The sequence below is a fragment of the Kitasatospora sp. NPDC089913 genome (assembly GCF_044748625.1).
Taxonomy (GTDB): domain Bacteria; phylum Actinomycetota; class Actinomycetes; order Streptomycetales; family Streptomycetaceae; genus Kitasatospora.
The window spans coordinates 207,927-230,375 of the sequence record NZ_JBIVGI010000011.1; the positions used below are offsets into that span (position 1 = coordinate 207,927).

At 70.7% G+C, this 22,449-nt stretch carries 21 protein-coding genes; 12 read left to right on the forward strand and 9 right to left on the reverse strand.

The window, feature by feature from the left end; genetic code table 11:
- Window positions 1–116 precede the first annotated feature (116 nt).
- The 7 genes from kdpC to ACIPYS_RS19360 form a co-directional block, all read right to left on the reverse strand.
- Window positions 117–740: a potassium-transporting ATPase subunit KdpC gene (gene kdpC, locus ACIPYS_RS19330; RefSeq protein ID WP_360018598.1), complete on the reverse strand. Its 624-nt coding sequence runs from the start codon at window positions 738–740 to the stop codon at window positions 117–119.
- Window positions 741–760: 20 nt separating this feature from the next.
- Window positions 761–2,899 (reverse strand): potassium-transporting ATPase subunit KdpB, encoded by a 2,139-nt coding sequence (kdpB, locus tag ACIPYS_RS19335; protein ID WP_400747438.1) that lies wholly within the window; start codon window positions 2,897–2,899, stop codon window positions 761–763.
- On the reverse strand, window positions 2,899–4,560 hold the full coding sequence (gene kdpA, locus ACIPYS_RS19340) for a potassium-transporting ATPase subunit KdpA (RefSeq protein WP_093861678.1): 1,662 nt from the start codon (window positions 4,558–4,560) through the stop codon (window positions 2,899–2,901). Before kdpA ends, kdpB begins: the two co-directional genes overlap by 1 nt.
- A gap of 1 nt (window position 4,561) precedes the next feature.
- Window positions 4,562–4,651: a K(+)-transporting ATPase subunit F gene (kdpF, locus tag ACIPYS_RS19345; protein WP_037779658.1), complete on the reverse strand. Its 90-nt coding sequence runs from the start codon at window positions 4,649–4,651 to the stop codon at window positions 4,562–4,564.
- Window positions 4,648–4,842 (reverse strand): hypothetical protein, encoded by a 195-nt coding sequence (locus ACIPYS_RS19350; RefSeq protein WP_093861677.1) that lies wholly within the window; start codon window positions 4,840–4,842, stop codon window positions 4,648–4,650. Before ACIPYS_RS19350 ends, kdpF begins: the two co-directional genes overlap by 4 nt.
- 153 nt (window positions 4,843–4,995) lie before the next feature.
- A complete protein-coding gene (locus tag ACIPYS_RS19355; protein WP_400747513.1) occupies window positions 4,996–6,990 on the reverse strand; it encodes an APC family permease in 1,995 nt (664 codons plus the stop codon).
- 317 nt (window positions 6,991–7,307) lie between these two features.
- Window positions 7,308–9,161 (reverse strand): APC family permease, encoded by a 1,854-nt coding sequence (locus ACIPYS_RS19360; protein ID WP_093861676.1) that lies wholly within the window; start codon window positions 9,159–9,161, stop codon window positions 7,308–7,310.
- Between the two features lie 352 nt (window positions 9,162–9,513).
- Between ACIPYS_RS19360 and ACIPYS_RS19365 the strand changes: the two genes are divergently transcribed.
- The 3 genes from ACIPYS_RS19365 to ACIPYS_RS19375 all read left to right on the forward strand — a co-directional run bounded on the left by ACIPYS_RS19365 (window position 9,514) and on the right by ACIPYS_RS19375 (window position 13,055).
- Window positions 9,514–10,185: an HAD family hydrolase gene (locus ACIPYS_RS19365; protein ID WP_400747442.1), complete on the forward strand. Its 672-nt coding sequence runs from the start codon at window positions 9,514–9,516 to the stop codon at window positions 10,183–10,185.
- Window positions 10,186–10,833: 648 nt separating this feature from the next.
- Window positions 10,834–11,388: a HEPN domain-containing protein gene (locus ACIPYS_RS19370; protein WP_400747444.1), complete on the forward strand. Its 555-nt coding sequence runs from the start codon at window positions 10,834–10,836 to the stop codon at window positions 11,386–11,388.
- Window positions 11,385–13,055: a hypothetical protein gene (locus tag ACIPYS_RS19375; RefSeq protein WP_400747446.1), complete on the forward strand. Its 1,671-nt coding sequence runs from the start codon at window positions 11,385–11,387 to the stop codon at window positions 13,053–13,055. Before ACIPYS_RS19370 ends, ACIPYS_RS19375 begins: the two co-directional genes overlap by 4 nt.
- Window positions 13,056–13,528: 473 nt before the next feature.
- Here ACIPYS_RS19375 and ACIPYS_RS19380 read toward each other — a convergent pair whose 3' ends face one another.
- Together ACIPYS_RS19380 and ACIPYS_RS19385 are read right to left on the reverse strand one after the other, a co-directional pair.
- Window positions 13,529–14,215: an HAD family hydrolase gene (locus tag ACIPYS_RS19380; protein ID WP_400747451.1), complete on the reverse strand. Its 687-nt coding sequence runs from the start codon at window positions 14,213–14,215 to the stop codon at window positions 13,529–13,531.
- Window positions 14,212–15,060: a GntR family transcriptional regulator gene (locus ACIPYS_RS19385; protein WP_400747453.1), complete on the reverse strand. Its 849-nt coding sequence runs from the start codon at window positions 15,058–15,060 to the stop codon at window positions 14,212–14,214. Before ACIPYS_RS19385 ends, ACIPYS_RS19380 begins: the two co-directional genes overlap by 4 nt.
- Before the next feature lie 426 nt (window positions 15,061–15,486).
- Here ACIPYS_RS19385 and ACIPYS_RS19390 point away from each other — a divergent pair, with 426 nt between their 5' ends.
- The 9 genes from ACIPYS_RS19390 to ACIPYS_RS19430 all read left to right on the forward strand — a co-directional run bounded on the left by ACIPYS_RS19390 (window position 15,487) and on the right by ACIPYS_RS19430 (window position 22,371).
- Entirely contained in the window at window positions 15,487–15,765 is a 279-nt protein-coding gene (locus tag ACIPYS_RS19390; RefSeq protein ID WP_400747455.1) for a hypothetical protein, read from the forward strand.
- Window positions 15,766–15,856: 91 nt separating this feature from the next.
- The gene (locus tag ACIPYS_RS19395; RefSeq protein WP_400747457.1) at window positions 15,857–16,858 is read left to right on the forward strand and encodes a DUF2637 domain-containing protein; all 1,002 of its coding nucleotides are present in this window, start codon (window positions 15,857–15,859) and stop codon (window positions 16,856–16,858) included.
- The gene (locus ACIPYS_RS19400; RefSeq protein WP_400747459.1) at window positions 16,855–17,250 is read left to right on the forward strand and encodes a hypothetical protein; all 396 of its coding nucleotides are present in this window, start codon (window positions 16,855–16,857) and stop codon (window positions 17,248–17,250) included. The genes ACIPYS_RS19395 and ACIPYS_RS19400 overlap by 4 nt, the downstream gene beginning before the upstream one ends.
- Complete coding sequence (locus tag ACIPYS_RS19405) at window positions 17,247–17,483, forward strand: hypothetical protein (RefSeq protein WP_400747461.1); 237 nt, start codon at window positions 17,247–17,249, stop codon at window positions 17,481–17,483. Before ACIPYS_RS19400 ends, ACIPYS_RS19405 begins: the two co-directional genes overlap by 4 nt.
- On the forward strand, window positions 17,483–17,653 hold the full coding sequence (locus ACIPYS_RS19410) for a hypothetical protein (protein ID WP_400747463.1): 171 nt from the start codon (window positions 17,483–17,485) through the stop codon (window positions 17,651–17,653). The genes ACIPYS_RS19405 and ACIPYS_RS19410 overlap by 1 nt, the downstream gene beginning before the upstream one ends.
- 164 nt (window positions 17,654–17,817) lie before the next feature.
- Window positions 17,818–18,906: a hypothetical protein gene (locus tag ACIPYS_RS19415; protein WP_400747465.1), complete on the forward strand. Its 1,089-nt coding sequence runs from the start codon at window positions 17,818–17,820 to the stop codon at window positions 18,904–18,906.
- A 16-nt stretch (window positions 18,907–18,922) separates the two neighbouring features.
- Window positions 18,923–19,330: a hypothetical protein gene (locus ACIPYS_RS19420; protein WP_030393886.1), complete on the forward strand. Its 408-nt coding sequence runs from the start codon at window positions 18,923–18,925 to the stop codon at window positions 19,328–19,330.
- A 5-nt stretch (window positions 19,331–19,335) separates the two neighbouring features.
- On the forward strand, window positions 19,336–20,319 hold the full coding sequence (locus ACIPYS_RS19425) for a hypothetical protein (protein WP_400747468.1): 984 nt from the start codon (window positions 19,336–19,338) through the stop codon (window positions 20,317–20,319).
- Window positions 20,320–20,388: 69 nt separating this feature from the next.
- Window positions 20,389–22,371 carry a DUF3987 domain-containing protein gene (locus ACIPYS_RS19430; protein ID WP_400747470.1) on the forward strand — a complete coding sequence of 661 codons (1,983 nt, stop codon included), beginning with the start codon at window positions 20,389–20,391 and terminating at the stop codon, window positions 22,369–22,371.
- The last annotated feature ends 78 nt before the right edge of the window (window positions 22,372–22,449 follow it).

The following is a 22,449-nucleotide window of genomic DNA, read 5'->3' on the forward strand; positions in this document are numbered from 1 at the left end:
GGGGGGGGGGGGGGGGGGGTGGGGGGGGGGGGGGGGGGGGCGGGGGGGGGGGCGGGGGGGGGGCCCCCCCCCCCCCCCCCGCCCCGGCCCGCCTCAGCCGATCGGCCGATCCGTCGTCACTTCTGTTCCACCAGCGCCTTGTTGAGCAGGACGACATTGACGCCCGGCTGTCCGAGGAAGCCGAGGGAGCGGCCGTCGGTGTTCTGGTCGACCAGCTTGCGGACGGTATCCACCGGCAGGTTGCGGGCCTTGGCGACCCGGTCGACCTGCTGCTCGGCGTAGGCGGTGGAGATGTGCGGGTCGAGGCCCGAGCCGGAGGCGGTGAGGGCGTCCACCGGGACGCTCGCCGGGTCGACGCCGTCGAACGCGGCGACGGCCTGGCGGCGGTCCTCGATGTTCTTGGCGAGGTCCTCGCTGTTGGGGCCCAGGTTGGAGGCGCCGGAGGCCTTGGGGTCGTAGGCGCCCGGGCGGGGCTGGAACCACTGCGGGTCGGGGCGGGGGGCCTCGTCCGGGTCGTCCGGGTTCTGCTTGGGGAGGTTGAAGTTCTGGCCCAGCAGGCCGGAGCCGGCCTCCTTGCCGTCGACCTTCACGATCGAGCCGTTCGCCTTGTCCGCGAAGGCCAGTTGGGAGATGCCGGTGACCAGCAGCGGGTAGGCGATGCCGAGGAGCACCGTCAGGACCAGCAGGGCGCGCAGCGCGGTGAGGTGGGTGCGCACGGCGGTGGGCAGGGGCTTGGACATGATGCGTCTCTCCTCTCGTACTAGTTGAGGCCGGGGACGAACTGGACGACCAGGTCGATCAGCTTGATGCCGACGAACGGGACGACCAGGCCGCCGAGGCCGTAGAGGCCGATGTTGCGACGCAGCAGGGAACTGGCGTCGGAGGGGCGGTACTTCACCCCGCGCAGGGCCAGCGGGATCAGACCGACGATGACCAGGGCGTTGAAGACGATGGCCGAGGTGATCGCGGACTGGGGGCTGTGCAGCTGCATGATGTTGAGCTTGTCCAGGCCCGGGTAGACCGCCGCGAACATCGCCGGGATGATCGCGAAGTACTTGGCGACGTCGTTGGCGATGGAGAAGGTGGTCAGCGCGCCGCGGGTGATCAGGAGCTGCTTGCCGATCTCGACGATCTCGATCAGCTTGGTCGGGTCGGAGTCCAGGTCGACCATGTTGCCGGCCTCCTTGGCCGCCATGGTCCCGGTGTTCATCGCGACACCGACGTCGGCCTGGGCGAGGGCGGGGGCGTCGTTGGTGCCGTCGCCCGTCATCGCGACCAGCTTGCCGCCGGCCTGCTCCTTCTTGATCAGGGCCATCTTGTCCTCGGGGGTGGCCTCGGCGAGGAAGTCGTCCACGCCCGCCTCCTCCGCGATCGCCCGGGCGGTCAGCGGGTTGTCGCCGGTGATCATGACGGTCCTGATGCCCATCCGGCGCAGCTCGTCGAACCGTTCCCGCATGCCCTCCTTGACCACGTCCTTGAGGTGGATCACACCGAGCACCCGGGCCGGCGTGTCGCCGATCCTGGTGGCCACGACCAGCGGGGTGCCACCGGCCGCGGAGATCCCGTCGACCAGGTCGGCGACGTCCTTGCCGACCGTGCCGCCGTTCTCGGTGACCCAGTTGGTGACCGAACCCGCCGCGCCCTTGCGGACCTGGTGCACGCCGTCGGCCTCGTCGAGGTCCACGCCCGACATCCGGGTCTGCGCGGTGAACGGCACCCAGGTGGCGTGCGTCAACTCGCCCTGGGCGCGGGCCCGCAGACCGTACTCGGTCTTCGCCAGGACGACGATCGAGCGGCCCTCGGGGGTCTCGTCGGCGAGCGAGGAGAGCTGTGCGGCGTCCGCGAGATCCCCGACCGCGACGCCCTCGGCGGGCTGGAACTCGGCGGCCTGGCGGTTGCCGAGGGTGATGGTGCCGGTCTTGTCGAGCAGCAGGGTGTTGACGTCGCCCGCCGCCTCGACGGCCCGGCCCGACATCGCCAGCACATTGCGCTGGACGAGGCGGTCCATGCCGGCGATGCCGATCGCCGAGAGCAGTGCGCCGATGGTGGTCGGGATCAGCGCCACGATCAGCGCGACCAGCACGATCATCGACTGCGGGGCGCCGGCGTAGGTGGCCATCGGCTGCAGGGTGACGACCGCCACCAGGAAGACGATGGTCAGCGAGGCCAGCAGGATGTTGAGCGCGATCTCGTTCGGCGTCTTCTGCCGGGCGGCGCCCTCGACCAGGGCGATCATCCGGTCGATGAAGGACTTGCCGGGCTCGGAGGCGATCTTCACCACGATCCGGTCCGACAGCACCTTGGTGCCGCCGGTCACGGCCGAGCGGTCGCCGCCCGACTCGCGGATCACCGGCGCGGACTCACCGGTGATCGCCGACTCGTCGACGGAGGCGACGCCCTCGACGACGTCGCCGTCCCCGGGAATGACCTGGCCGGCCTCGACCACCACGTGGTCACCGAGCCGCAGCGCGGTACCGGCGACCTCCTCCTCGGCCCGCGAGCGCGGCCAGTCGGTGAGGCGGCGGGCCACGGCGTCGGTCTTGGTCCGGCGCAGGGTGTCCGCCTGCGCCTTGCCGCGGCCCTCGGCGACGGCCTCGGCCAGGTTGGCGAAGACCGTGGTCAGCCAGAGCCACACCGTGATCGCCCAGGCGAACGCACTGGGGTCGGCTATCGCGGCGACCGTGGTGACGACCGAGCCGACCTCGACCACGAACATCACCGGGTTCTTGACCATCACCCGGGGGTCGAGCTTCTTCACCGCGTCCGGCAGCGACGCCAGGACCAGCTTCGGGTCGAGCAGGCCGCCGGACACTCTGTGCGGCGACCCGGCGGACGACGTCTCCGGCTGCGGGACCGGCTTCTCGGCCCGCTCGGATTCTTCGGTCATGGTGGACGACATCAGGAGAGACCTTCCGCGATCGGCCCGAGAGCCAGGGCCGGGAAGTAGGTGAGGCCGACGACGATCAGGACGACGCCCGACAGCAGGCCCACGAACAGCGGCTTGTGGGTGGGCAGGGTGCCCGGGGTGGCGGGGACCGGCTGCTGCTGCGCGAGCGCGCCGGCCAGGGCCAGGACGAAGACCATCGGCAGGAACCGGCCGAACACCATCGCCAGACCGATCGCGGTGTCGTACCAGTCCGTGTTCACCGTGATGCCGGCGAACGCCGAACCGTTGTTGTTGGCACCCGAGGTGAACGCGTACAGCACCTCGGAGAAGCCGTGGGCGCCGGAGTTCAGCATCCCGGCCCGCTCTCCCGGCAGCGCCATCGCGACACCGGTGCCGACCAGCACCAGGGTCGGCGTGGTCAGGATGTAGAGGGAGGCGAACTTCATCTCCCGGCCGCCGAGCTTCTTGCCCAGGTACTCCGGGGTGCGGCCGACCATCAGACCGGCCACGAACACCGCGACGATCGCCAGCACCAGCATCCCGTACAGGCCCGAGCCCACACCGCCGGGCGCGATCTCGCCCAGCATCATGTTGAACATCGTCAGCCCGCCGCCGAACGCGGTGTACGAGTCGTGGAAGGAGTTCACCGCACCGGTCGAGGTCAGCGTCGTCGAGGCCGCGAACAGGCTGGACGCCGCGATGCCGAACCGCTGCTCCTTGCCCTCCATCGCCCCGCCCGCCGACTGCAGGGCGGTGCCCGCGTGGTGCGACTCGGCCAGGGTCAGCAGCGCCACCGAGGCGACCCAGAACAGGCCCATCACCGAGACGATCGCGTAGCCCTGGCGGTTGTCCCCGACCATCCGGCCGAAGGCCCGCGGCAGCGCGAACGGGATCACCAGGATGAGGAAGATCTCCAGGAAGTTGCTCAGCCCGGTCGGGTTCTCGAACGGGTGCGCCGAGTTGGCGTTGTAGAAGCCGCCGCCGTTGGTGCCCAGCAGCTTGATGACCTCCTGCGAGGCCACCGCCCCGCCCGGGACCGACTGCGGGTCGCCCGCCAGCGTGGCCACCTCGTGGAAGCCGTGGAAGTTCTGCACCACGCCGGTGGCCACCAGGGCCAGCGCGAACACGATCGAGACCGGCAGCAGCAGCCGGACCGCGATCCGGGTGAGGTCCACCCAGAAGTTGCCCAGCCGGTCGGTGCGGTTGCGGGTGAAGCCCCGGATCAGGGCGGCGACCACCGCGATGCCGACGGCGGCGGAGACGAAGTTCTGCACCGCCAGACCGGCCATCTGGGCCAGGTGCCCCATCGCGGCCTCGCCGCTGTAGGACTGCCAGTTGGTGTTGGCCACGAAGGAGATCGCGGTGTTCCACGCCTGGTGGCCGGACATCTGGTCCACGCCCAGACCCAGCGGCAGCCACTGCTGCACCCGGATCAGCGTGTAGAGGAAGAGGACGGACACCGCCGAGAACGCCAGCACCGAACGCAGGTAGACCGGCCAGCGCTGGTCGGCGTCGGCGTCCACGCCGATCACCTTGTAGAGGGCCTTCTCGGCTCTCAGGTGCTTCTTCGAGGTGAGGGTGTGGGCGATGTAGTCACCCAGGGGGCGGTAGCACAGGGCCAGCGCGCCCACCAGGGCGAGGACCTGCAGCCAGCCCGCGAGAGTCGAACTCATGTCAGAACTTCTCCGGGTAGATCAGCGCGAGGACGAGGTAGCCGACGAGGGCCACCGCCACGATGAGACCTGCGACGTTCTCTGCGCTCACAGCTTCTCCACCCCCCGCGCGATCAGGGCGATCACGCCGAACACGGCGACCGTGACGACGACGTAGATGAGATCGGACATGGACTCCACCACGGTGGTTCGGAGGTGGCCGCGGCCCGCGTTCAGGTGCCGGCACGGCGCGCCGGCGGAGAGGCCGGCAAGGCCCAGCCAACCGCGCTCACGGAGCGTCAACGGCGTTCTTGACGCCCTCCATACGGCGCCCGTTCGATTGTTGACGGGCTCCATACGGGGCCTTGTCCGGGCTGTGACCGGGCCCGTTCCGGACATGGCGCGGCCCCGGTCAGCAGGGTGCTGCCCGGGGCCTCGTGCCTCGTCCTCGGATGCCTACGCGTGTTCGGGGGCCTGCAGCTTCTCCCGCTCCCGCCGCACCGCCGGCTCGCCGCGCCGGACCGCGCCCGGGGCCCGTCCCGAGGGCCGGTCCGCCCGGTTGGAGGAGGTCAGCTGCCACGGCACGCTGATCACCATCACCCCCGGGGTGAACAGCAGCCGGCTCTTCAGCCAGAGCGCCGACTGGTTGTGCAGCAGGTGCTCCCACCAGTGACCGACCACGTACTCCGGGATGAACACCGCCACCGCGTCCTGCGGGCTGGTCCGCCGGTAGTCCCGCACGTACTGGACCACCGGCCTGGTGATCTCCCGGTACGGCGAGTCCAGCACCTTCAGCGGCACCGGCAGGGCCAGTTCCTCCCAGCGGCGTTCCAGTTCCCCGGTGGCCTCCGGCTCGACCGCGACCGTGAGCGCCTCCAGCGAGTCCGGCGCGAACGCCTGCGCGTAGCCGACCGCCCGCAGGGTGGGCTTGTGCACCTTGGAGACCAGCACGATGCCGTGCACCCGGGACGGCCGCACCGACTCGGCCTCCGGGTCGTCCACCGCCAGTTCCTCGGCGACGCCGTCGTAGTGCCGGCGGATGCCGCGCATCATCACCCACAGCACCGCCGCCGCGACCACGGCCAGCCAGGCGCCCTGGGTGAACTTGGTCAGCAGCACGACGACCAGCACCAGCGCGGTGGTGACCGCGCCGAAGAAGTTGATCACCCGGGAGCGCTGGGCGGCGCCCCGCACCGCCGGGTCGGTCTCGGTGGCCAGGGCCCGGTTCCAGTGCTTCACCATGCCGATCTGCGACAGCGTGAAGGAGGTGAAGACGCCCAGGATGTAGAGGTGGATCAGGCTGGTGACGTCGGCGTCGTACAGCCAGAGGAGGCCGCCGGCCACCACCGCGAGCGCGATGATGCCGTTGGAGAAGGCCAGCCGGTCGCCGCGGGTGTGCATCTGCCGGGGCAGGTAGCGGTGCTCGGCCAGGATCGAGGCCAGCAGCGGGAAGCCGTTGAACGCCGTGTTGGCGGCCAGGATCAGCACCAGCGCGGTGACCGCCTGGATGAAGTAGAAGAGGACACTGCCGTCCCCGCCGAGGATCGCCGCCGCCAGCTGGGCGATCACGGTCTGCTGCGGCGCGGTCGCGCAGTCCCCCGGGAAGCCGGTGAGGTGGCAGGCGTTGTCGGCGATGTGGACCTCGGAGATCAGCGCCAGCGCGGTGATGCCGATGAACATCACCACCGCCGTGGTGCCCATCACGGCCATCGTCGCGGCGGCGTTCCTCGACTTCGGTGCCCGGAACGCCGGCACGCCGTTGGAGATCGCCTCCACCCCGGTCAGCGCCGTGCAGCCGGAGGCGAAGGCGCGCAGGCCCAGCATCAGCAGCCCCAGCCCGGCCAGGGTGTCCTTGCCGTCCTCCGGCACGATCCCGTACGCGGCGCTGGCCGCCACCGGGGCGTCGCCGAGCGCCACCCGGACCAGCCCGGTGACCACCATCAGCAGGATGCCGCCGATGAACAGGTAGGTCGGTGCGGCGAAGGCCTTGCCGGACTCCCGGACACCGCGCAGGTTCACCGCCATCAGCAGGACGACGAAGCCGACCGCCAGCTCCACCCGGTGGTCCGCCAGCGAGGGCAGCGCCGAGATGATGTTGTCGACGCCGGAGGCCACCGAGACGGCGACCGTCATCACGTAGTCGACCAGCAGCGAGGCGGCCACCACCAGGCCCGAGTTGGCGCCCAGGTTGCGCGACACCACCTCGTAGGAGCCGCCCCCGCTGGGGTAGGCGTGCACGACCTGGCGGTAGGACATCACCACGACCGCCATCAGCGCGACCACGCCGGCCGCGACCCACGGGGTCAGGTTGAGGAAGGCGGCGCCACCGACGGTGAGCACCAGCAGGATCTCCTGGGTCGCGTAGGCGACCGAGGAGAGCGGGTCGGAGGCGAAGATCGGCAGGGCCAGGCGCTTGGGGAGCAGCGTCTCGCCGAGCTCCTCGCTGCGCATGGCCCGGCCGATCACTAGGCGCTTGAGCGCCTGGGGCAGGTTGAACACATGGGCGAGCGTAAGGGCGCACACCGGGCGCGCAATGGGCCGTCATGGCGTGCGCGGGACGCCCCGCACGCCCGAGCGGCGGGATGTTTCCGCAGGTAGGAGCCGCTATGGGTGGGGCGTTCCGGGCAGGGCGGAGGCATTTCGGCGGGCTGCCGGAGGGCCGTTAAGACATCGTCAAGATATGACGATCGGCTCGCTTACATCCGGGCATAAGGCAGCAATTCACCCGGCATCAATCCCCCCCCCCCCCGCACGGGCTCCGGCCCTCGTCACATCCGCATCCGGAGCCGGCAGACCACCGCGTCGGTGTGCCGGCGCAGGGCCCGGTCGATGACGGCGCCCCGGCGGTTCTGCAGCGCGCGCTGCCAGGGCCGGGCCGGCTCGACCTCGGGAATCAGGACGGTGAGGCGGTCGTAGGCGTGCTCGGCGGCGAGCCCGTTCACGAAGTCCGCGATCGGCTGCCCCAGCCGGCGGTGGCCGTCCGGGATCTCCACCAGCGGAACGCCCGGGGCCCACAGCTCCCAGTCCCGGCGCAGCGTCTCGGTCTCGGCGCGGTCGTGGACGACGGTGACGGCCATCACCTCGTCGCCGAGGGAGAGGGCGGCGGAGAGGCCGTCGCGGGTGAGTCGGGTGATCGCGGTGACCGGGACGACGACCAGGCTGCGCTGCGGGGTGAGCGGGCCGGGGACGCGGCCGAGTTCCAGCCGCTCGCCGATCCGGGCGTAGCCGCGGTGGACCGCCTCGAAGAGCAGCACCAGCAGGGGCAGGGCCAGGCAGATGCCCCAGGCGCCCTCGGCGAACTTGGTGCCGGTGACGACCAGGGCCGCGGTGCCGGTGAGCAGCGCGCCGAAACCGTTCAGCGCGGCCCTGGCCCGCCAGTGGGCCGGCTTCTCCAGCGCCCAGTGCCGGACCATGCCGACCTGGCAGATCGTGAAGCCGACGAAGACGCCGATCGCGAAGAGCGGGACCAGGCTGTTGACGTCGCCGCCGGAGGCGACCAGCAGCACGGCCGAGACGGCGGCCAGGAACAGCACGCCGTGGCGGTGCACCTGGCGGTCGGCGCGCAGGGCGAAGACGTGCGGCAGGTGGTTGTCGCGGGCCAGCAGGTGCAGCAGGACGGGCAGGCCGCCGAAGGAGGTGTTGGCGGCCAGGCCGAGCAGGACGACGGTGGCGCACTGGACGACGTAGAAGCCGGCGCCGTGGCCGAGCGAGGCGTCGGCCAGCTGGGCGAGCACGGTCACGCCCTCGACCGGCTGCAGGTGGAAGCGGCCGATCAGCACGGCCAGTCCGATCAGCATCACGCCGAGCAGCGCGCCGAGCACGACCTCGGTGCGCTGGGCGCGCTTCACGCCCGGCGCGCGGAAGGACGGGACGGCGTTCGCCACTGCCTCCACGCCGGTCAGCGCCGAGCAGCCGGCCGCGAAGGCCTTGAGCAGCAGCAGTGCGCCGACCGCCGTGGCGTTCTCCGTCAGCACCGAGGCGTGCCCGGCGGCCGCCTCGGTACTCGCCGGCGCGTCCCGGAACAGGCCGACCACGACGATCGCCAGGATCGACAGCACGAAGACCGCCGTGGGCGCCATGAACCAGCGGGCGGACTCGGCGATCCCGCGCAGGTTCACCGCCGTCACCAGCGCCAGCACGCCCAGGCAGAGCCAGACCCGGTCCTCGTACAGGCCCGGGACGGCGGAGGTCAGCGCCGCCACACCGGCCGTCACCGAGACCGCGACGTTCAGCACGTAGTCGATCACCAGGGAGGCTGCGGCCGTCAGCGCCGTCCGCCGGCCCAGGTGCGCCTTCGCCACCGCGTAGGAGCCGCCGCCGTCCGGGAACGCCGCGATCACCTGCCGGTAGGAGGCCACCAGTACCGCCAGCAGCACCGCGATGGCCACTGTGACCGGCAGGGTGAACCCGAGCCCGTACGCCCCCGCTGCCGCGAGCACCAGCACGATCGACTCCGGCCCGTACGCCACCGAGGCCATCGCGTCCAGGGAGAGCGCCGCCAGTCCGCCGGGCACCGTCAGCCGGTGCCGGTCCTCACCGCCCGCGTCGGGCGGCGCGGCGCCGGTGCCGGGCGGCTCGGGCTCGGCGGCGAGGGCCGGGGGGAGGGCGAGGGGGCTGGGCATCGGACGGGACCTCCGCAGTCGATCGGTGATCCGATCCTGCGGGCCGCGCGGCGGCGCGGGCACTGGTCCGAACGGCTCCTTGACGCCCTCCGGCCGGCTCCTGACGGTTCTTTGACGGTCCGGGGCGACCGGCTTGGGCGGGGTGGGCGGACCGCTGTCCCGGCGGGCGCCGGTTGGGAAGACGATCAGCTGCGAAGGAGGACTCCCGGCGCACTTCCGCACGACCGGGACTGCTCTGCGGAGTAGCCGAAACGGTCCGGCCCCACCCTGCTCCACCACTGTGCTGCCTGCCACAGGTAATTGCAAGTCATTCGCAATAAGTCGGACTCCGGCAATCCGCTACTCTCCGCACATGTCCAACCACTCCCCGCCATCGCCTCTGCTCCTGGTCGACCTGGACCACACGCTGGTCGAACGCGAGGGCGGCCCCGACGCCTGGACGCCGGCCTTCTGCGCCGCCCACGGCCTGCCGCCCGAGGCCGCCCCCACCGTCTTCGCGCTCCTCCGCGCCGACCGCTCCCCCACCGGCTTCGCCCGGATCGCCGCCCACTACGGCCTCCCGCGCACCGGCGCCGACCTCTGGGAGGAGCACGTCGCCCACGAGGCCGCCCGCACCCACCCGCTCCCCGGCGCCCCCGAGGCCCTCGCCGCCCTGCGCGCGGCCGGCTGGCCCATCGCCGTCGTCACCAACGGCTGCACCGACATCCAGCGCGCCAAACTCGCCCGCACCGGCCTGCTCCCCGCCGTCGACGCCGTGGTCGTCTCCGAGGAGGCCGGCGCCCGCAAACCCGACCCCGCGATCTTCCACCTCGCCGCCGCCCGCCTAGGCCGCACCCTCGGCCCCGCCGACTGGATGGTCGGCAACAACCCCGCCACCGACCTCCGCGGCGCCCACGCCGCCGGCCTCCGCTCCATCTGGATCACCCCGACCCCTCCCCCACCCCTCCCACCGGCCCACCCCACCCCCACCCACACCGCCCCCGACACCCCCGCCGCCGCCACCCTCCTCCTCGCACCCCCCTGACCCGGAGGCCGGCCGCCGGCCGCAGAACCCCGACCACCCCGAACCCGAACCCGGAGCACCCCCACCACCGACACCCCACCCGACCGCTTCCCGCGACACCCCACGCCATCAGCACCCGGACAACGAAAAGAGCCCCTGCCACGCGTTTCCGCATGACAGGGGCTGCTTCTCTATCCTGTGGCTGGTGCAGGGTTCGAACCTGCGTAGCTTGCGCGACAGATTTACAGACCGCTGACGGGAGTGGCACTGACCAGCGGCGGAGCGGAATGCGCCCGGCCGTGGTCCGCCACTGGTCCGGATCATGGTCGAATCGCCTCAAGAGCGGTGAGCATCTACCCCATGGCCACTTCGTCCCGAAGCAACCCGAGGGCACTCTCTGCCTGCAAGTGATCGGCAGCTGACCTGCAGTTCCGTTCCATAAGCGTCCGCCTCCGTCCGTCGGAGTACGGGGCTCTTGCAGCGCAGTTAGACACTCAGTGCCCATGGGTACCCCCAGCTCAGCCCCTGAGCCTCATCTGCCCGCTCCGACCGAGCGACGAGCAGAGGCGCCGGCGGACCTATGGCAGAGGTCCCTGCTGCCGGGCGTCACCGCGATGGGACCATCAACTCTTCCACGCCCCATGGCAGGCCCAGCTAGAGTAGATCGCTGTGAACCCAAGCGGCAGCCAGCCACAGCGCGGCGTCCCCACAAGCCATCAGCTGCTACTTCGTGTCAGCAAGGCTGAGCAGAAGACCCTGGGCTACTACGCCGAGGGAATCAACCTTGTGAGTGCGACCGGGCGAACCCTGATCGACCTGCAGCATCAGGCATGTGCTGACCGGATCGTGCTAGCCAAAGGATTCCTTGACACCGGCGACCGACTCATGCGCACGAGACCGCAGCAGTATCGAAGCGCTATCAGTCGCTACTATTACTCGATGTATCACGCCATTCGAGCAGTCGCGTATTTTCATCTGGGAGGTGACGACAAGCAGTCACATTCGGCCCTGCCGGGTGCCCTCCCAGACGACTTCGTCGATAGCGCAATTTGGCAAAACGAGCTGAAGGATGCGCGATCGCGCCGCAACGAGGCTGACTACGACCCGTATCCCATAGCGGACACGGATTGGCGTCCGGTTGCCCAGGGGCTCCAAGCGAAAGCCCCCCAGCTTTTGGCCCATGCAGAGGCCTACCTGAGAAAGAAGGGATGCACCAACCTATGACTCCCGCGAGCGATGATATTGCGGACTTCTTGCGTCGGGAATTTCGATCCCGTGGGGGCGTTGAGGTTCTGGAGATCTCTGTCCGCGCCTATCCGGATGAGACGAATTATATCGTTCTCGTAAATGAAGAAGATGTCCCGGTTTCTGCCCAGATCGGCAATGACCTGGATGGGATCATCTCCTCTCCTGAAAGCCGGGCGTTCGTAATTGTTCGCAAGGCTCCGCCGGAGCTCGTAAAAGCGTCTTCGTCGCCGCTCACCGAGGGCGTTCAGGACTCACGCGCCACGGACCTTCAGCGGCTAATTAGCGCGCGCTCGCGGGTTTCCGAGGCGCAACCAAGTCTCTCGTACATCCGCGACATGGAGTTCAATCTCTCGACCGTCACGGCATCCCGTCATCACTTGATCTTTGGTCGACGCGGTGCAGGGAAGACTGCATTGCTGGTCGAGGCAAAGCGGAAGCTCCAAGTCGAAGGGGCCATTTCGTGCTGGGTGAATATGCAAACCCTGAGAAATGAGTCGCCAGATCGGGTATTCCTCTACATCCTTGATGAAGTTGCGCAGGCGGTAGTAACTCGACAGCAGCAACTTAAGCCGGAGTCGGTAATTTCCGTCAAGGCAGTCGAGCTCTACGAGGAAGTAGGCCGCCTTCTCTCTTCTCACGGGGAGGTGAACTCGCAGGCAGTCATGCGGATCATTCCACAGGCCCAGCGCGTATTGCGCCGTTTCCTGGATATGAATGACTTGCGCCTCTATGTCTTCGTGGATGACTTTTACTATCTTCCCCGAGCCGACCAGCCTCGAATTCTGGACATGCTCCACGGGGCGGTGAGGGACTGCAATGCCTGGCTTAAGATCGCCTCAATTCGCCATCTTACACGATGGTTCCAGTCGTCCCCTCCGCTAGGGTTGCAGACGATGCATGATGCGGATTTGATCGACCTGGATGTAACTCTCCAAGATCCTCTCCGGGCAAAGAACTTTCTGGAGAGCATTCTCCATCAATATGCAAAGCACGTCGGAATTGCATCGCTTGGCCGCCTCTTTCACCCGGCCGCATTGGATCGCCTGGTGCTAGCGTCTGGGGCAGTCCCCCGAGACTATCTGGTCTTGGCAGGGAGTGCTATTGCGAAAGCTCAGCGGCGCCAAAATGCTCGGCTTGTTGGCGTTCAGGATGTGAATCTGGCAGCTGGTGACGCTGCGGCGGTGAAGCTGCAGGAGCTTGAGGATGACATGGCTGCCGATGTTGAGTCGGCGACCCGAACCGTGTCAGGCTTGAAGGTAATTCGAGACTTCTGCCTTGAGGAAACCAGCTTCACTTACTTCCTCGTCCGATACCGAGACAAGGAAGATAATCCGCATCTCTATAGCGTCATCACTGATCTGCTTGATGTTCGAATGATTCATCTGATCGACGCCGGCGTTTCAGATGCACATGCCGCGGGCCAGCGCTCCGAGGTTTACATGCTGGACCTGAGTCAGTTTTCGGGGTCAAGGCTCAAGCAGGGAATTCAAGTTCTGGACTTCTCCGGAGGGAAGATCGAATCACGGAAGACGAGGACTTCTGAAGCTGCAAAGACTGGCAATACTCCTCGGCAGGTAATCGCAATCCTTCGGGCTGGTCCTACTTTCGAGCTTACTAGGCTGCGAGAGCTCGTTGCTGAATAGCGAGCAAGCGTAAAGTTGACCTCGCTGGGCGGCGGAGCAGTTTTGGCCGGTGTCCTGTCGGGATTGGGTCCGAGCATGATCGGTGGCCGTAAGCTGACCCGCAAATCGGGCAGGCTCCTCGCCTGCCCGCAATCTGGTCGAGTGCCCCCGTTCTTGCTGGGCGCCGGCCCCGGGCTCGACGGGTGGGTAAAACCGCGGAGCCGCCCGTCCCCAGCCACGGCGGGGTTGGCCCACCTCGGATCGTCCGTCCCGCCTGGCGCGGCCAGCCGCTGCCAAAGCGGGGCGAAGACAGGAGCGACGGCGAGCGAGTGGGGCCGCGCGCGGCGCGCTTGACTCTGAAGAAGAAGTCTTTACGCAGCCCAGAGTTGATGTAAGCCTGCTGCTGATTTTCCCATCGCAACCTGATCAGCAACCCACTGCCCCGTTCTGGCGGTCGCGTCGGGATCGGGGCAGCGGCGCCGCAGGACTGAAACTCAGGCCAGGGCGTCCGCGATGAACCCCATCGAGTCCACGATCGCCACGGCGCCAGCGGCGGCCAGCTTGGCAGCTTTCCCCGGCTTATTGGCGTAGCCGATCGTCCGGACGCCGGCGGCGGCCCCTGCCTCGACGTCGCGGGCCGCGTCGCCAATGAACATGCAGTGCTCTGGGCCAGTGCCAGCGGCTTCCATCGCTTCGAGCAGGAGACGCGGGTTCGGCTTCATGGACGAGGGGTCGCCCGGAGTGCGGCCAAAGACGCCAGCCACATAGTCGTAGAGGCCGTGTTCGGCGAGGTAGGCCTCAATGGCCACGCCCGCGTTGTTACTGACCACCGAGACCAGCCGCCCCGATCGGGCTGAAGCGCGCAAAACCGACTCTCCCCCTACGGTCGGGCGACCGACCTGGACAGCTTCGATCTCCAGCGCGGCCAGCGCGGCGTCTGTGCTCTCCGTGAGATCAGGCCTCGCGTCCGAGACTAGCCGGAGCAAGGCCAGCGGATCGCTCTCCTCTGCTGTTCCTGCCGGGGCCTGCTCGCCGATCGCAAGCAGGCCCTCACGGAGTCGCCGTGCGACTTCCGGAGCAGGGAGGCCCGCGAAGACCGCGCACACCGGGCCGTCGAAGTCGAGGAGTACGTGCTTCACCGGCCGTAGCACGTCGGCGAGTTGCTGAGGGGTGGCGATCATGACTGCCGCTCGTAGGCGATCGTGCTCCACACGCTGTCGAACCACATCTGAGCCTGCTGGACGTACTGCGATCCGAGCGAGGCGTCGTCCGGGCCGGCGGCGTGATGGAACAGGGTGGTGTCCTTGCCGGTGACGTCGTAGAAGGTGTGGGCGGTGTCGTCGATCGCCACAGTGCGCTCACGGAGCGGGTAGAAGCCGAAAAACGCCTCCGACCGGTTCAGGATGTACAGCTTGAAGAGGCTGGACGCCCGGTGGACCTTGACCTCGACGCTCGCCTTCTGGACGAGGCCCAGTTCGGCCAGCATCTCCACCGAGTGCGCGATGCCGCCTGCGTTCGTCAGGGCGATGTTGCGGGCGCGCTGCCGGAGTGCGGCCTCGTCCTGGAGCCCGTCGACGAGCACCGGCACAGCCATCGGCGCCGTGGTGTCCGGCAGTAGCAGCCGGATGGCGATGGACTCCGGCGCCATCCGGCCGGAGCGGACCTTGTCCAGCGGCTCCTGGAGCGCGTTGTGCAGCGTCTCGCTGGAGAACCCCGCGAAGTCGAGGGTCACCTGCTGCTGCTCGAAGGCAGCTTCGAGGTGAGGCCGCAGGCCGACCGGCCGGGAGGTCCGCTCCCGGACGAAGGAGCCGCTCCCCTGCCGGGTCACGATCAGTCCTTCGGTGCGGAGCAGGTCGAGCGCCTTGTCCACCGTGCCGCGCGCCACGCCGAAGTGCTTCGCCAGCTCGGGGCCTGAGGGGAGCTTGTCGCCGGTCTCGAAGCCCGGCTTCTTGGTGAGGATCGAGGCCCGCAGGGAGCTGCCGACCTGCTGATACGGGGGGCGGGAGTCGTCCGGGTCCAAGGCCATGGACCAATGCTAGGGGAGGTGCTCAACAGGCGCGAGAAACCCAACTCTCTTGACCTGCCTAAGCAGGTTCTCTATGTTGTGAGTGTCGCACCGAGTGAGACAGGCGTGACACAGAGGGGCCTTCTTTGGGCTGCTCTGACCTGCACGAATGCGCCCGTAGACGGCCGGCCTTCCGCCGTGCCCAGGGCGAAGGGGCCCGGGACAGATCGGGCCGAGGCATCCCGGCGCCTTGTCAGATCGGAGACCTAGATCAAAAGGCCGCGCCCACCTGCAAGGGCGCAGACCTGCTGACCGTCCTGGGCAACCGGGGCGGCCAGTGCTGTTGATCAACGTTGGCCGGGCCTGTGAGAACGGGGCCGCCGCGCCTTCCTTGGCCGGAGCGCGGCGACCCCTCACGGGCCCACACCCCAGAGAAGAGGTAGGCCCATGAGGCTGATTATCGCGGGCCAGACGGCCGCGGACGAGGACGAGTTCGCCGAGTTGGCGCTCGGCGTGGACGAGCAGCTGTTCGCCGGGGTCGCCGGCGAGGACGAGAACGAGCGCGCGGCCCGGCTGGACGCTGCGCACGCGATGCTGGCGGACCTGCACCGGGAGGACCCGGAGCTGGCCGCGTTCGCCGAGCGCCTCCTGCGGTCGGCGCCGGTGCCGTTCCGGCGCCCGGCCGTCATCCGCCGCATCGCGAGCACCTACCGGGCGGCGGCGTGAACGGCAACGTGTTCACCGCGCTCACGGTCGCCGTGAGCGTGCTCACCAGCCGCTCACCGCGGCCGGATCGGAGGCCGCGATGAAGGCGGCGATGAGTCCCGCTCAGATCCGTTCGGCGGAGCGGGCGCTGAGCGTCGGGACGTGGACGATCACGTTCGGCGCGGTCCTCTACAGCGTGCTCACGGTCACCCCGCTCATGGCCGGCCACACCCCGAAGGGCTGGCAGTGGACCGCGCCGATCCTGCCGCTCGTGGTCGACGCAGCGGTGGTGATCGTGGTGCGCATGGACGCCACGCTCGCCCGCCTGAACGGCGACGGCGGGCGCTGGCCGGTGGTCCTGCGGTGGATGACCGGCCTGATGACGGTGCTGCTCAACGTGGGTCTGTCCGCCCTGGACCGGGATGCGGTCGGGGTTGCGGTGCACTCGGTCGCGCCGCTGCTGCTGATCGTCACGGCGGAGACGTCCCTCGCCTACCGGCGGGCGATCGGCGCCGCGCTGACCGCCCGTGAAGCCGCTGAGCGGGCCGAGCGCGAGCAGCGCGAGCAACGGGCCGAGGCCCGACGCCGGGAGGAGCGGGCCGACCGCTTGGAGCGCTTCGAGGCCGCCGAACGGGGCGAGCGTGAGCGCCGTGAGCACGAGGCCCGCCTCGCCCGTGAGCAGCGTGAGCACGACGCGAGCATGGCTCGCGACCAGCGCGAGGAGACAGCCCGCCGTGAAGACGCGGCGCGCGAGGAGCAGGCACGGCGGGAGGCCGCCGCGCGGGCTGAACACGAGCGTCGTGAGCGCGAGGCGGGTGAGCGTGAGCGCCGTGAGCACACCGCCCGGGCCGACCGTGAGCGGAGTGAGCGGGAGGCCGCCGAGCGGGCCCGTGCCGAGTTGCTGTCCGCCGGCCCGGCCGCCGAGCGGCTGGCGGAGGAGCGGGCCCGTGAGGTGGTGAAGGCCGCCGTCGAGGCCGGGTTGCCGCAGCGCCAGGCGGTGGAGCTGACCGGCTGGTCCGTCGGCTGGATCGCCGCCCGCTACAAGGAACACCCCGCCGTCCGGCCCGCCCTGCACGCCGTCCCCACCACGACCGCTGAGGAGCAGGCATCGTGACCACCAACCACACCGCTTCGGGGCTGATCAACGCGGCCGGAGCGCTGATGGCCGCGCTCAGCGCCCACGCCGGCCTGCCCGCCCCCAGGATCACCAGCGAGCGGGTCGTGTCCGCCGAACGCGACGCCTCCGGCGACCTGGTCCTCGTCTGGGGCCTGTGCTTCGGCTTCCACGGCGACACCGCGCTGAGCGACTTCGAGCAGTGGCGCCAGGCTCTCGTGGTCGCCCCCGCCACGGTCGACCACAGCAGCACCGGTCCCCACGCCTGGCTGAGCGCCGCCACCACCTACGCCGGCGTCCCGCTGACCCTGACCGGCTACTACACCCGTGCCCGCCGCGACCTGCACGTCGACTGCGGCATGCCGGTCGGCGAGGGTGGCGGTGCGAAGTGAAGGCGATCACTTCCCTGCCGCTGGTCGGCACCGTCCGCCGCGACGGCGTCGCGTACCGCGTCGCGGACCCCGTGCCGCTGGACGTGGTCAGCGGCCTGATCCGCGAGTCGTGGTGCTCGCGCCTGGTCGTCACCGACGCCGGGAGCGGCGGCGCCTGCCCCGGCGAGTTCACCGCGATGTGCGTGGTCGACGGCGAGCCGTTCGTCCTCGTCGGCCGCATCTGGCAGCGCTGATGTTCGGCCGCGACCCGAAGCCGCCCGAGTCCGGCCAGCGGCGGCGCGCGAAGGCCGTCCGCGAGGCGGACCGCGCCGGGCAGCGCCAGGTCGACGCCCGCCGCGCCAGCCGGTCCACCACCGCCTGGCACCGCGCCGAGTCCCCCCGCGCCTGGTGGCGCTCCTCCTGACCCGCTCCCCGACGCGCGCCCCGCACACCCCCGGTGTGCGGGGCGCGCGTCCTCTCCGACCTGGGAGTTTCCATGGGCTACCTGCTGAGCCTGTTCCTCGTGCTCCTCGACGCCGCGATCGCCGGCGTCGCCGTGCGCGAGCTGATCCGCCGGGGGTCGAACCGATGACCACCCCGCACAACGGCGACTGGGACGACGACCTGGCCGACGTCCTGCAGAGGCTCGTCACCCTCGCCCCTCCCGCCTCCGCCCCGTCGGCCCCGCCCGTTCCGCCGGTGCCGTCCACGCCGCCCACGGTCCCGCCCCAGGGCCCGGACGCCGTGGCCGGCACCGGGCCGGTGGTCGACGAGTGGTGGCGCAAGTCGGGCCCCGTCGTCCACACCCCCGTCCTGCTCGGCGGCGACCAGAGCGCCCGGCCGTCCTTCGAGGCCGCCGCGCAGGCGTTCTGGGCGCCGGTCGGCCGGATCCTGTCCGAGCAGGTCCCCACGATCGCCTCGCAGGTCGGACAGCAGGTCACCCGGCTGATGACCGAGACCGAGGCCCAGCGCGCGGCCCGCGAGCAGGTCCAGTACGAGACCCTGGTCGCCCAGCAGCGCGCCGAGCGCGACGCCGCGTTCGCCGTCGCCGGCGAAACCGCCGAGCAGCGGGCCGAGCGCCACCGCGTCGAGCAGCTGCTCGCGCCCGGCCACCGCCGGGACGACCTCGTCGGCATGGTCGACCTGCTCGCCGAGCGGATCGGCGAGACCCCCGAGGAGCGGGACACCCGCCGCCGGGCCGAGCACGAGCTGGACCGGCAGCGGGCCCGCGCCCGGGAGGACGCCGAGCGCGCGGCCGCCGGGGAGACCCCCGAGCAGCGCACCCGCCGCCACCGCGAGCAGCAGCTCGCCGACCAGCGCGAGGCCCGCACCCGGGCCCGCCGCCGGCGCCGCCGCGCCGCCCGCACCACCGGCCCGTCGGAACGCACCCGCCGCTTCCGCCGCTGGTGCGTGCTCACCGCGATCAGCGCCACCGGCGGCTGGGCGACCGGCCTGGTGCCACTGATCGCCCCGGGCGGGCCGTTCGTCGGCCTGCTGGTCGCCGCCTTCGGCTGGGCCCTGGACCTCCAGGTCCGCGACCGCGGCCGCCAGCGCGTCTCCGAGGTCACCGGCCCCTTCCCGCTGATCACCCTCGTCGCCCTGCGCGTGCCGGTCGCCTCCGGCCTGGCCGTGGCCGCCGGCGTCGACCGCCTCTTCGCCGCCCTCCCCCTCCACTGACCGAAGGAGACACCCCATGAGCAGCCTCATCGCCCTCGGCACGGGCGGCGCCGCCACCGTCACCACCATGTACCTGTACGTCGGCGTGCGCGGCAAGAACAAGATCAACGTCGCCGACGAGCACGTCCCCTACTGGGCGTTCGGAATCGGCCTGCTGTCGGCCAACGCGGGCACCGCCTTCCAGCAGCTCGCGGGCATCGGCCAGCAGCTGAGCAGTTCCTTCCAGGGGAACGCCGCCCTGGGGGAGTGGCAGACCGGCGCCACCGCCGCAGTCCTGACCATCGCCGTGTTCGGCCTCAAGCCGAAGCCGTGGAAGGACGCGCTGTGCGGCGCCGTCGCCCCGTCCCTGTTCGCCGCCGCCGGCGGACTCTGGGCCCTGCCGGCCAGCATCCTCAGCGGGCTCATCACCTCGTTCATCGGCTGACCGCCGTGACCGAGAAGATCATCCCCACCGAGAGGCTGATCCCGACCCTGCTCTACCCGGTCACCGGCCTCGTCGCGGGCACACCCGTCCTCGTCCGCAAACTGACGGCGCCCCAGCGCGAGCGCCGGGCCGAGGCCGCCGCCCTCAAGGCCAAGCGCGACGAGATCACCACCCAGGCCGCCGAAGCCGCCGAGGCCGCCTTCACCCAGAAGCTCCTGGCCGAGGCGGACCCGGTCAAGCGCGCCGCCATGCTCCAGGCCCAGGAGGCCGCGCAGGTCACGGCCCGCCAGGTCGAGCTGGAGCAGGCCAAGGCCGCCCGCAAGGAACAGCGGAGCAGGCTCGGCGACACCGCCGGCGCGGCGGCCCTGCTGCTGATCGTCGGCGGCCCCCTGGTCTGGTCCCTCGCCCGCCCCTGGATCCAGCCCGGCATCGGCGTCCTCCTCGGGGCCTGGTGGATCGCCGCCCTGATCCACGCCCCCGCCCACGGGAAGGACGCCCCGGCCGAGGGCCAGGAGGACCAGGACCAGCCGGTGCCCGCGGTCGAGGAGAAACCCGCCGAGGAGGACCCCGTCGAGGCTCCCCAGGCGACCGTCCCGACCCCCGTCGAGGCCCACTCCCTGACCGCCTGCCTGACGGCCTCCGGCAGCTCCGTTCTGCTGACCCGGCTGGCCGCCGATCTGGGCGCCGCCCACCCCTCCTGGACGGGCTCCACCAAGGCCGTCCGCGCGCTCCTCTCGGAGGCCGGCGTCCCGGTCCGCGAGGGGGTCCGCACTCCGGACGGCAACGGGCCCGGCGTCCACCACCAGGACGTGCCCCCGCTCCCCTCCCCTCCCGAGACCCCCGCTGTTGCCAACGTTGGCCCAGGTCAGAGTGCCAACGCCAACACCAACAACGCCCGGGAGTGGTCCACCCGAGAGGGGTTCGTCATGCAGACCGACCCCGACAACCCGGCTCGAACGATCATCGTCGGCCGCACCACCGCCGCCTGAACCTCCCCTTCGGCCCGCGCCCGGCACCGCCCGGGCGCGGGCCGCTCGCTCCGTACGAAAGAAGCCGCGTTGAGCACCGAGGCCACGCACCCGAACGTGATCCCGTTCCGGCCCGAGCCCGCCGAGATCAAGGCCGCCGAGCAGGCCGTCATCGGCGCCGCCCTGCTCGACCCCGTCCAGATCCCCGCGCTGGCCGCCCAGCTCGGCGATCCCGGCGCGTTCTACCACCCCGCGCACGAGACGATCTGGCGTGCCATCACCCGCATGGCCGACGGTGAGCGGCCGGTGGACCCGCTGCTGCTGACCGGTGTCCTGCGCGCGCAGGGCGACCTCGGCCGGGTCGGCGGGCCCGGCTACCTGCACGCCTGCGTCGAGGCGACCCCGACCGCGGCGAACGGCGACTACTACGCCGAGATCGTGCGCGTGGCCGCCGAGCGCCGCCGGATCAACACCGCGACCAGCCGCCTGGCCCACATGGCCGGCGACGGCCAGGCGGACCTGGACGACGTGCGCGCCGCCGCCCTGGCCGCGCTCGCCGACCTCGCCACCGGCGAGAGCTGGCTCGACCCCGTCCCGCTCGGCTCCCACGGCACCCTGCCCACCTTCCCCGTCCACGCCCTCCCGACGTGGGTCGGCGCCTACGTCGCCGCGGTCGCGGAGTTCACCCAGACCCCGCCCGACATGGCCGCCACCATGGGCCTCGCGGCGCTGTCGACGGCCGCCGGCGGGCGGGTCGGCGTGGAGATCCGGCCCGGCTGGCGCGAGCAGTCGAACCTCTACCTGGTGTGCGCGATGCCCCCGGCCAGCCGCAAGTCCGACGTCTTCGCGTTCATGACCGCACCGGTCTACCGCGTCGAGGACGAGCTCCGCGCCGAGGCCCGCGCCCGGATCATCGAGGCCGAGACCGCCAAGGAGACCGCGCTCGCCGAGGTCGACGCCCTCATGGCCAGGGCCCGAAAGAACCCCGACCTCGACCGCGCCCACCTGGTCGCCGAGATCTCCGCCGCCCGGATGATCGCCGACGAGATCGTCGTCCCGCCCAGCCCCCGCCTGACCCTGTCCGGGGACATCACCCCCGAGACGGTCACACACCAGCTCGGCGTGCACCGGTGCCTGGCCGCGCTCTCCCCCGAGGGCGACCTGTTCGACAGCATCGTCGGCCGCTACAGCAGCAAGCCGAACCTGGGCGTGTTCCTCCAGGCCCACAAGGGCGAGCGGCTGCAGGCCGACCGGATCACCCGCGAACAGCCCACCGTCGACAAGCCCGCGCTCACCATCGGCGTCACCCCGCAGCCCGCCGTCCTCCAGGAGCTCGGCGCCGCCCCCGGCGCCCGGGACCGGGGCCTGCTCGCCCGCTTCCTGTACTCCCTGCCGCCCTCCAACCTCGGCTACCGCAAGATCCGCACCACCCCCGTCCCCGAGCAGGTCGCCGCCGCCTACGACCTGCGCCTCACCGCACTCCTGCACACGCTCACCGCCCTCGACGAGCCGGTCACCGTCAGGATGACCGCGGCCGCCGACCTCGCCGTGGAGAAGCTGCAGGAGAAGTTCGAGGTCCAGCTCCGCCCGGACGAGCCGCTCGCCCACATCAAGGACTGGGCCGGCAAGCTCGTCGGCCACATCGCCCGCATCGCTGTCCTGCTGCACCTCGCCGACCGGGTCACCGGCGACTGGCGCGCACCCGTCGAGGCCGCCACCGTCGACCGGGCCGCCGAGATCGCCGAGTACTACACCGCGCACACCCTCGCCGTCTTCGACCTCATCGCCGCCGACCCCGCCACCGAGGACGCCCACGCCCTCCTCCAATGGCTCCGGCGCCCGAAGAAGGACGGCACCCACCGCACTCACATCAAGGCCCACGACGCCGTCGCGTCGTCCCGGCGGTTCAAGAAGGTCGCCGACGTCGAACCCGCCTTGAACCTGCTCGAACAGCACGGCTGGCTCCGCACCGACCAGCCGCCCGCCGGCGGCCAACGCGGCCGCCAAGCGGCAGTTACCTACCGTGTCCACCCGGCCGTGAGCACCCCCATGGACGGGGCCGAAGCCCCGTAACCGTCAGGGATGTCAGGGAAAATCCCTGACCAGCGAAAACGTCGCCGGACGGCCTGTCAGGGAACGTCAGGGATGTCA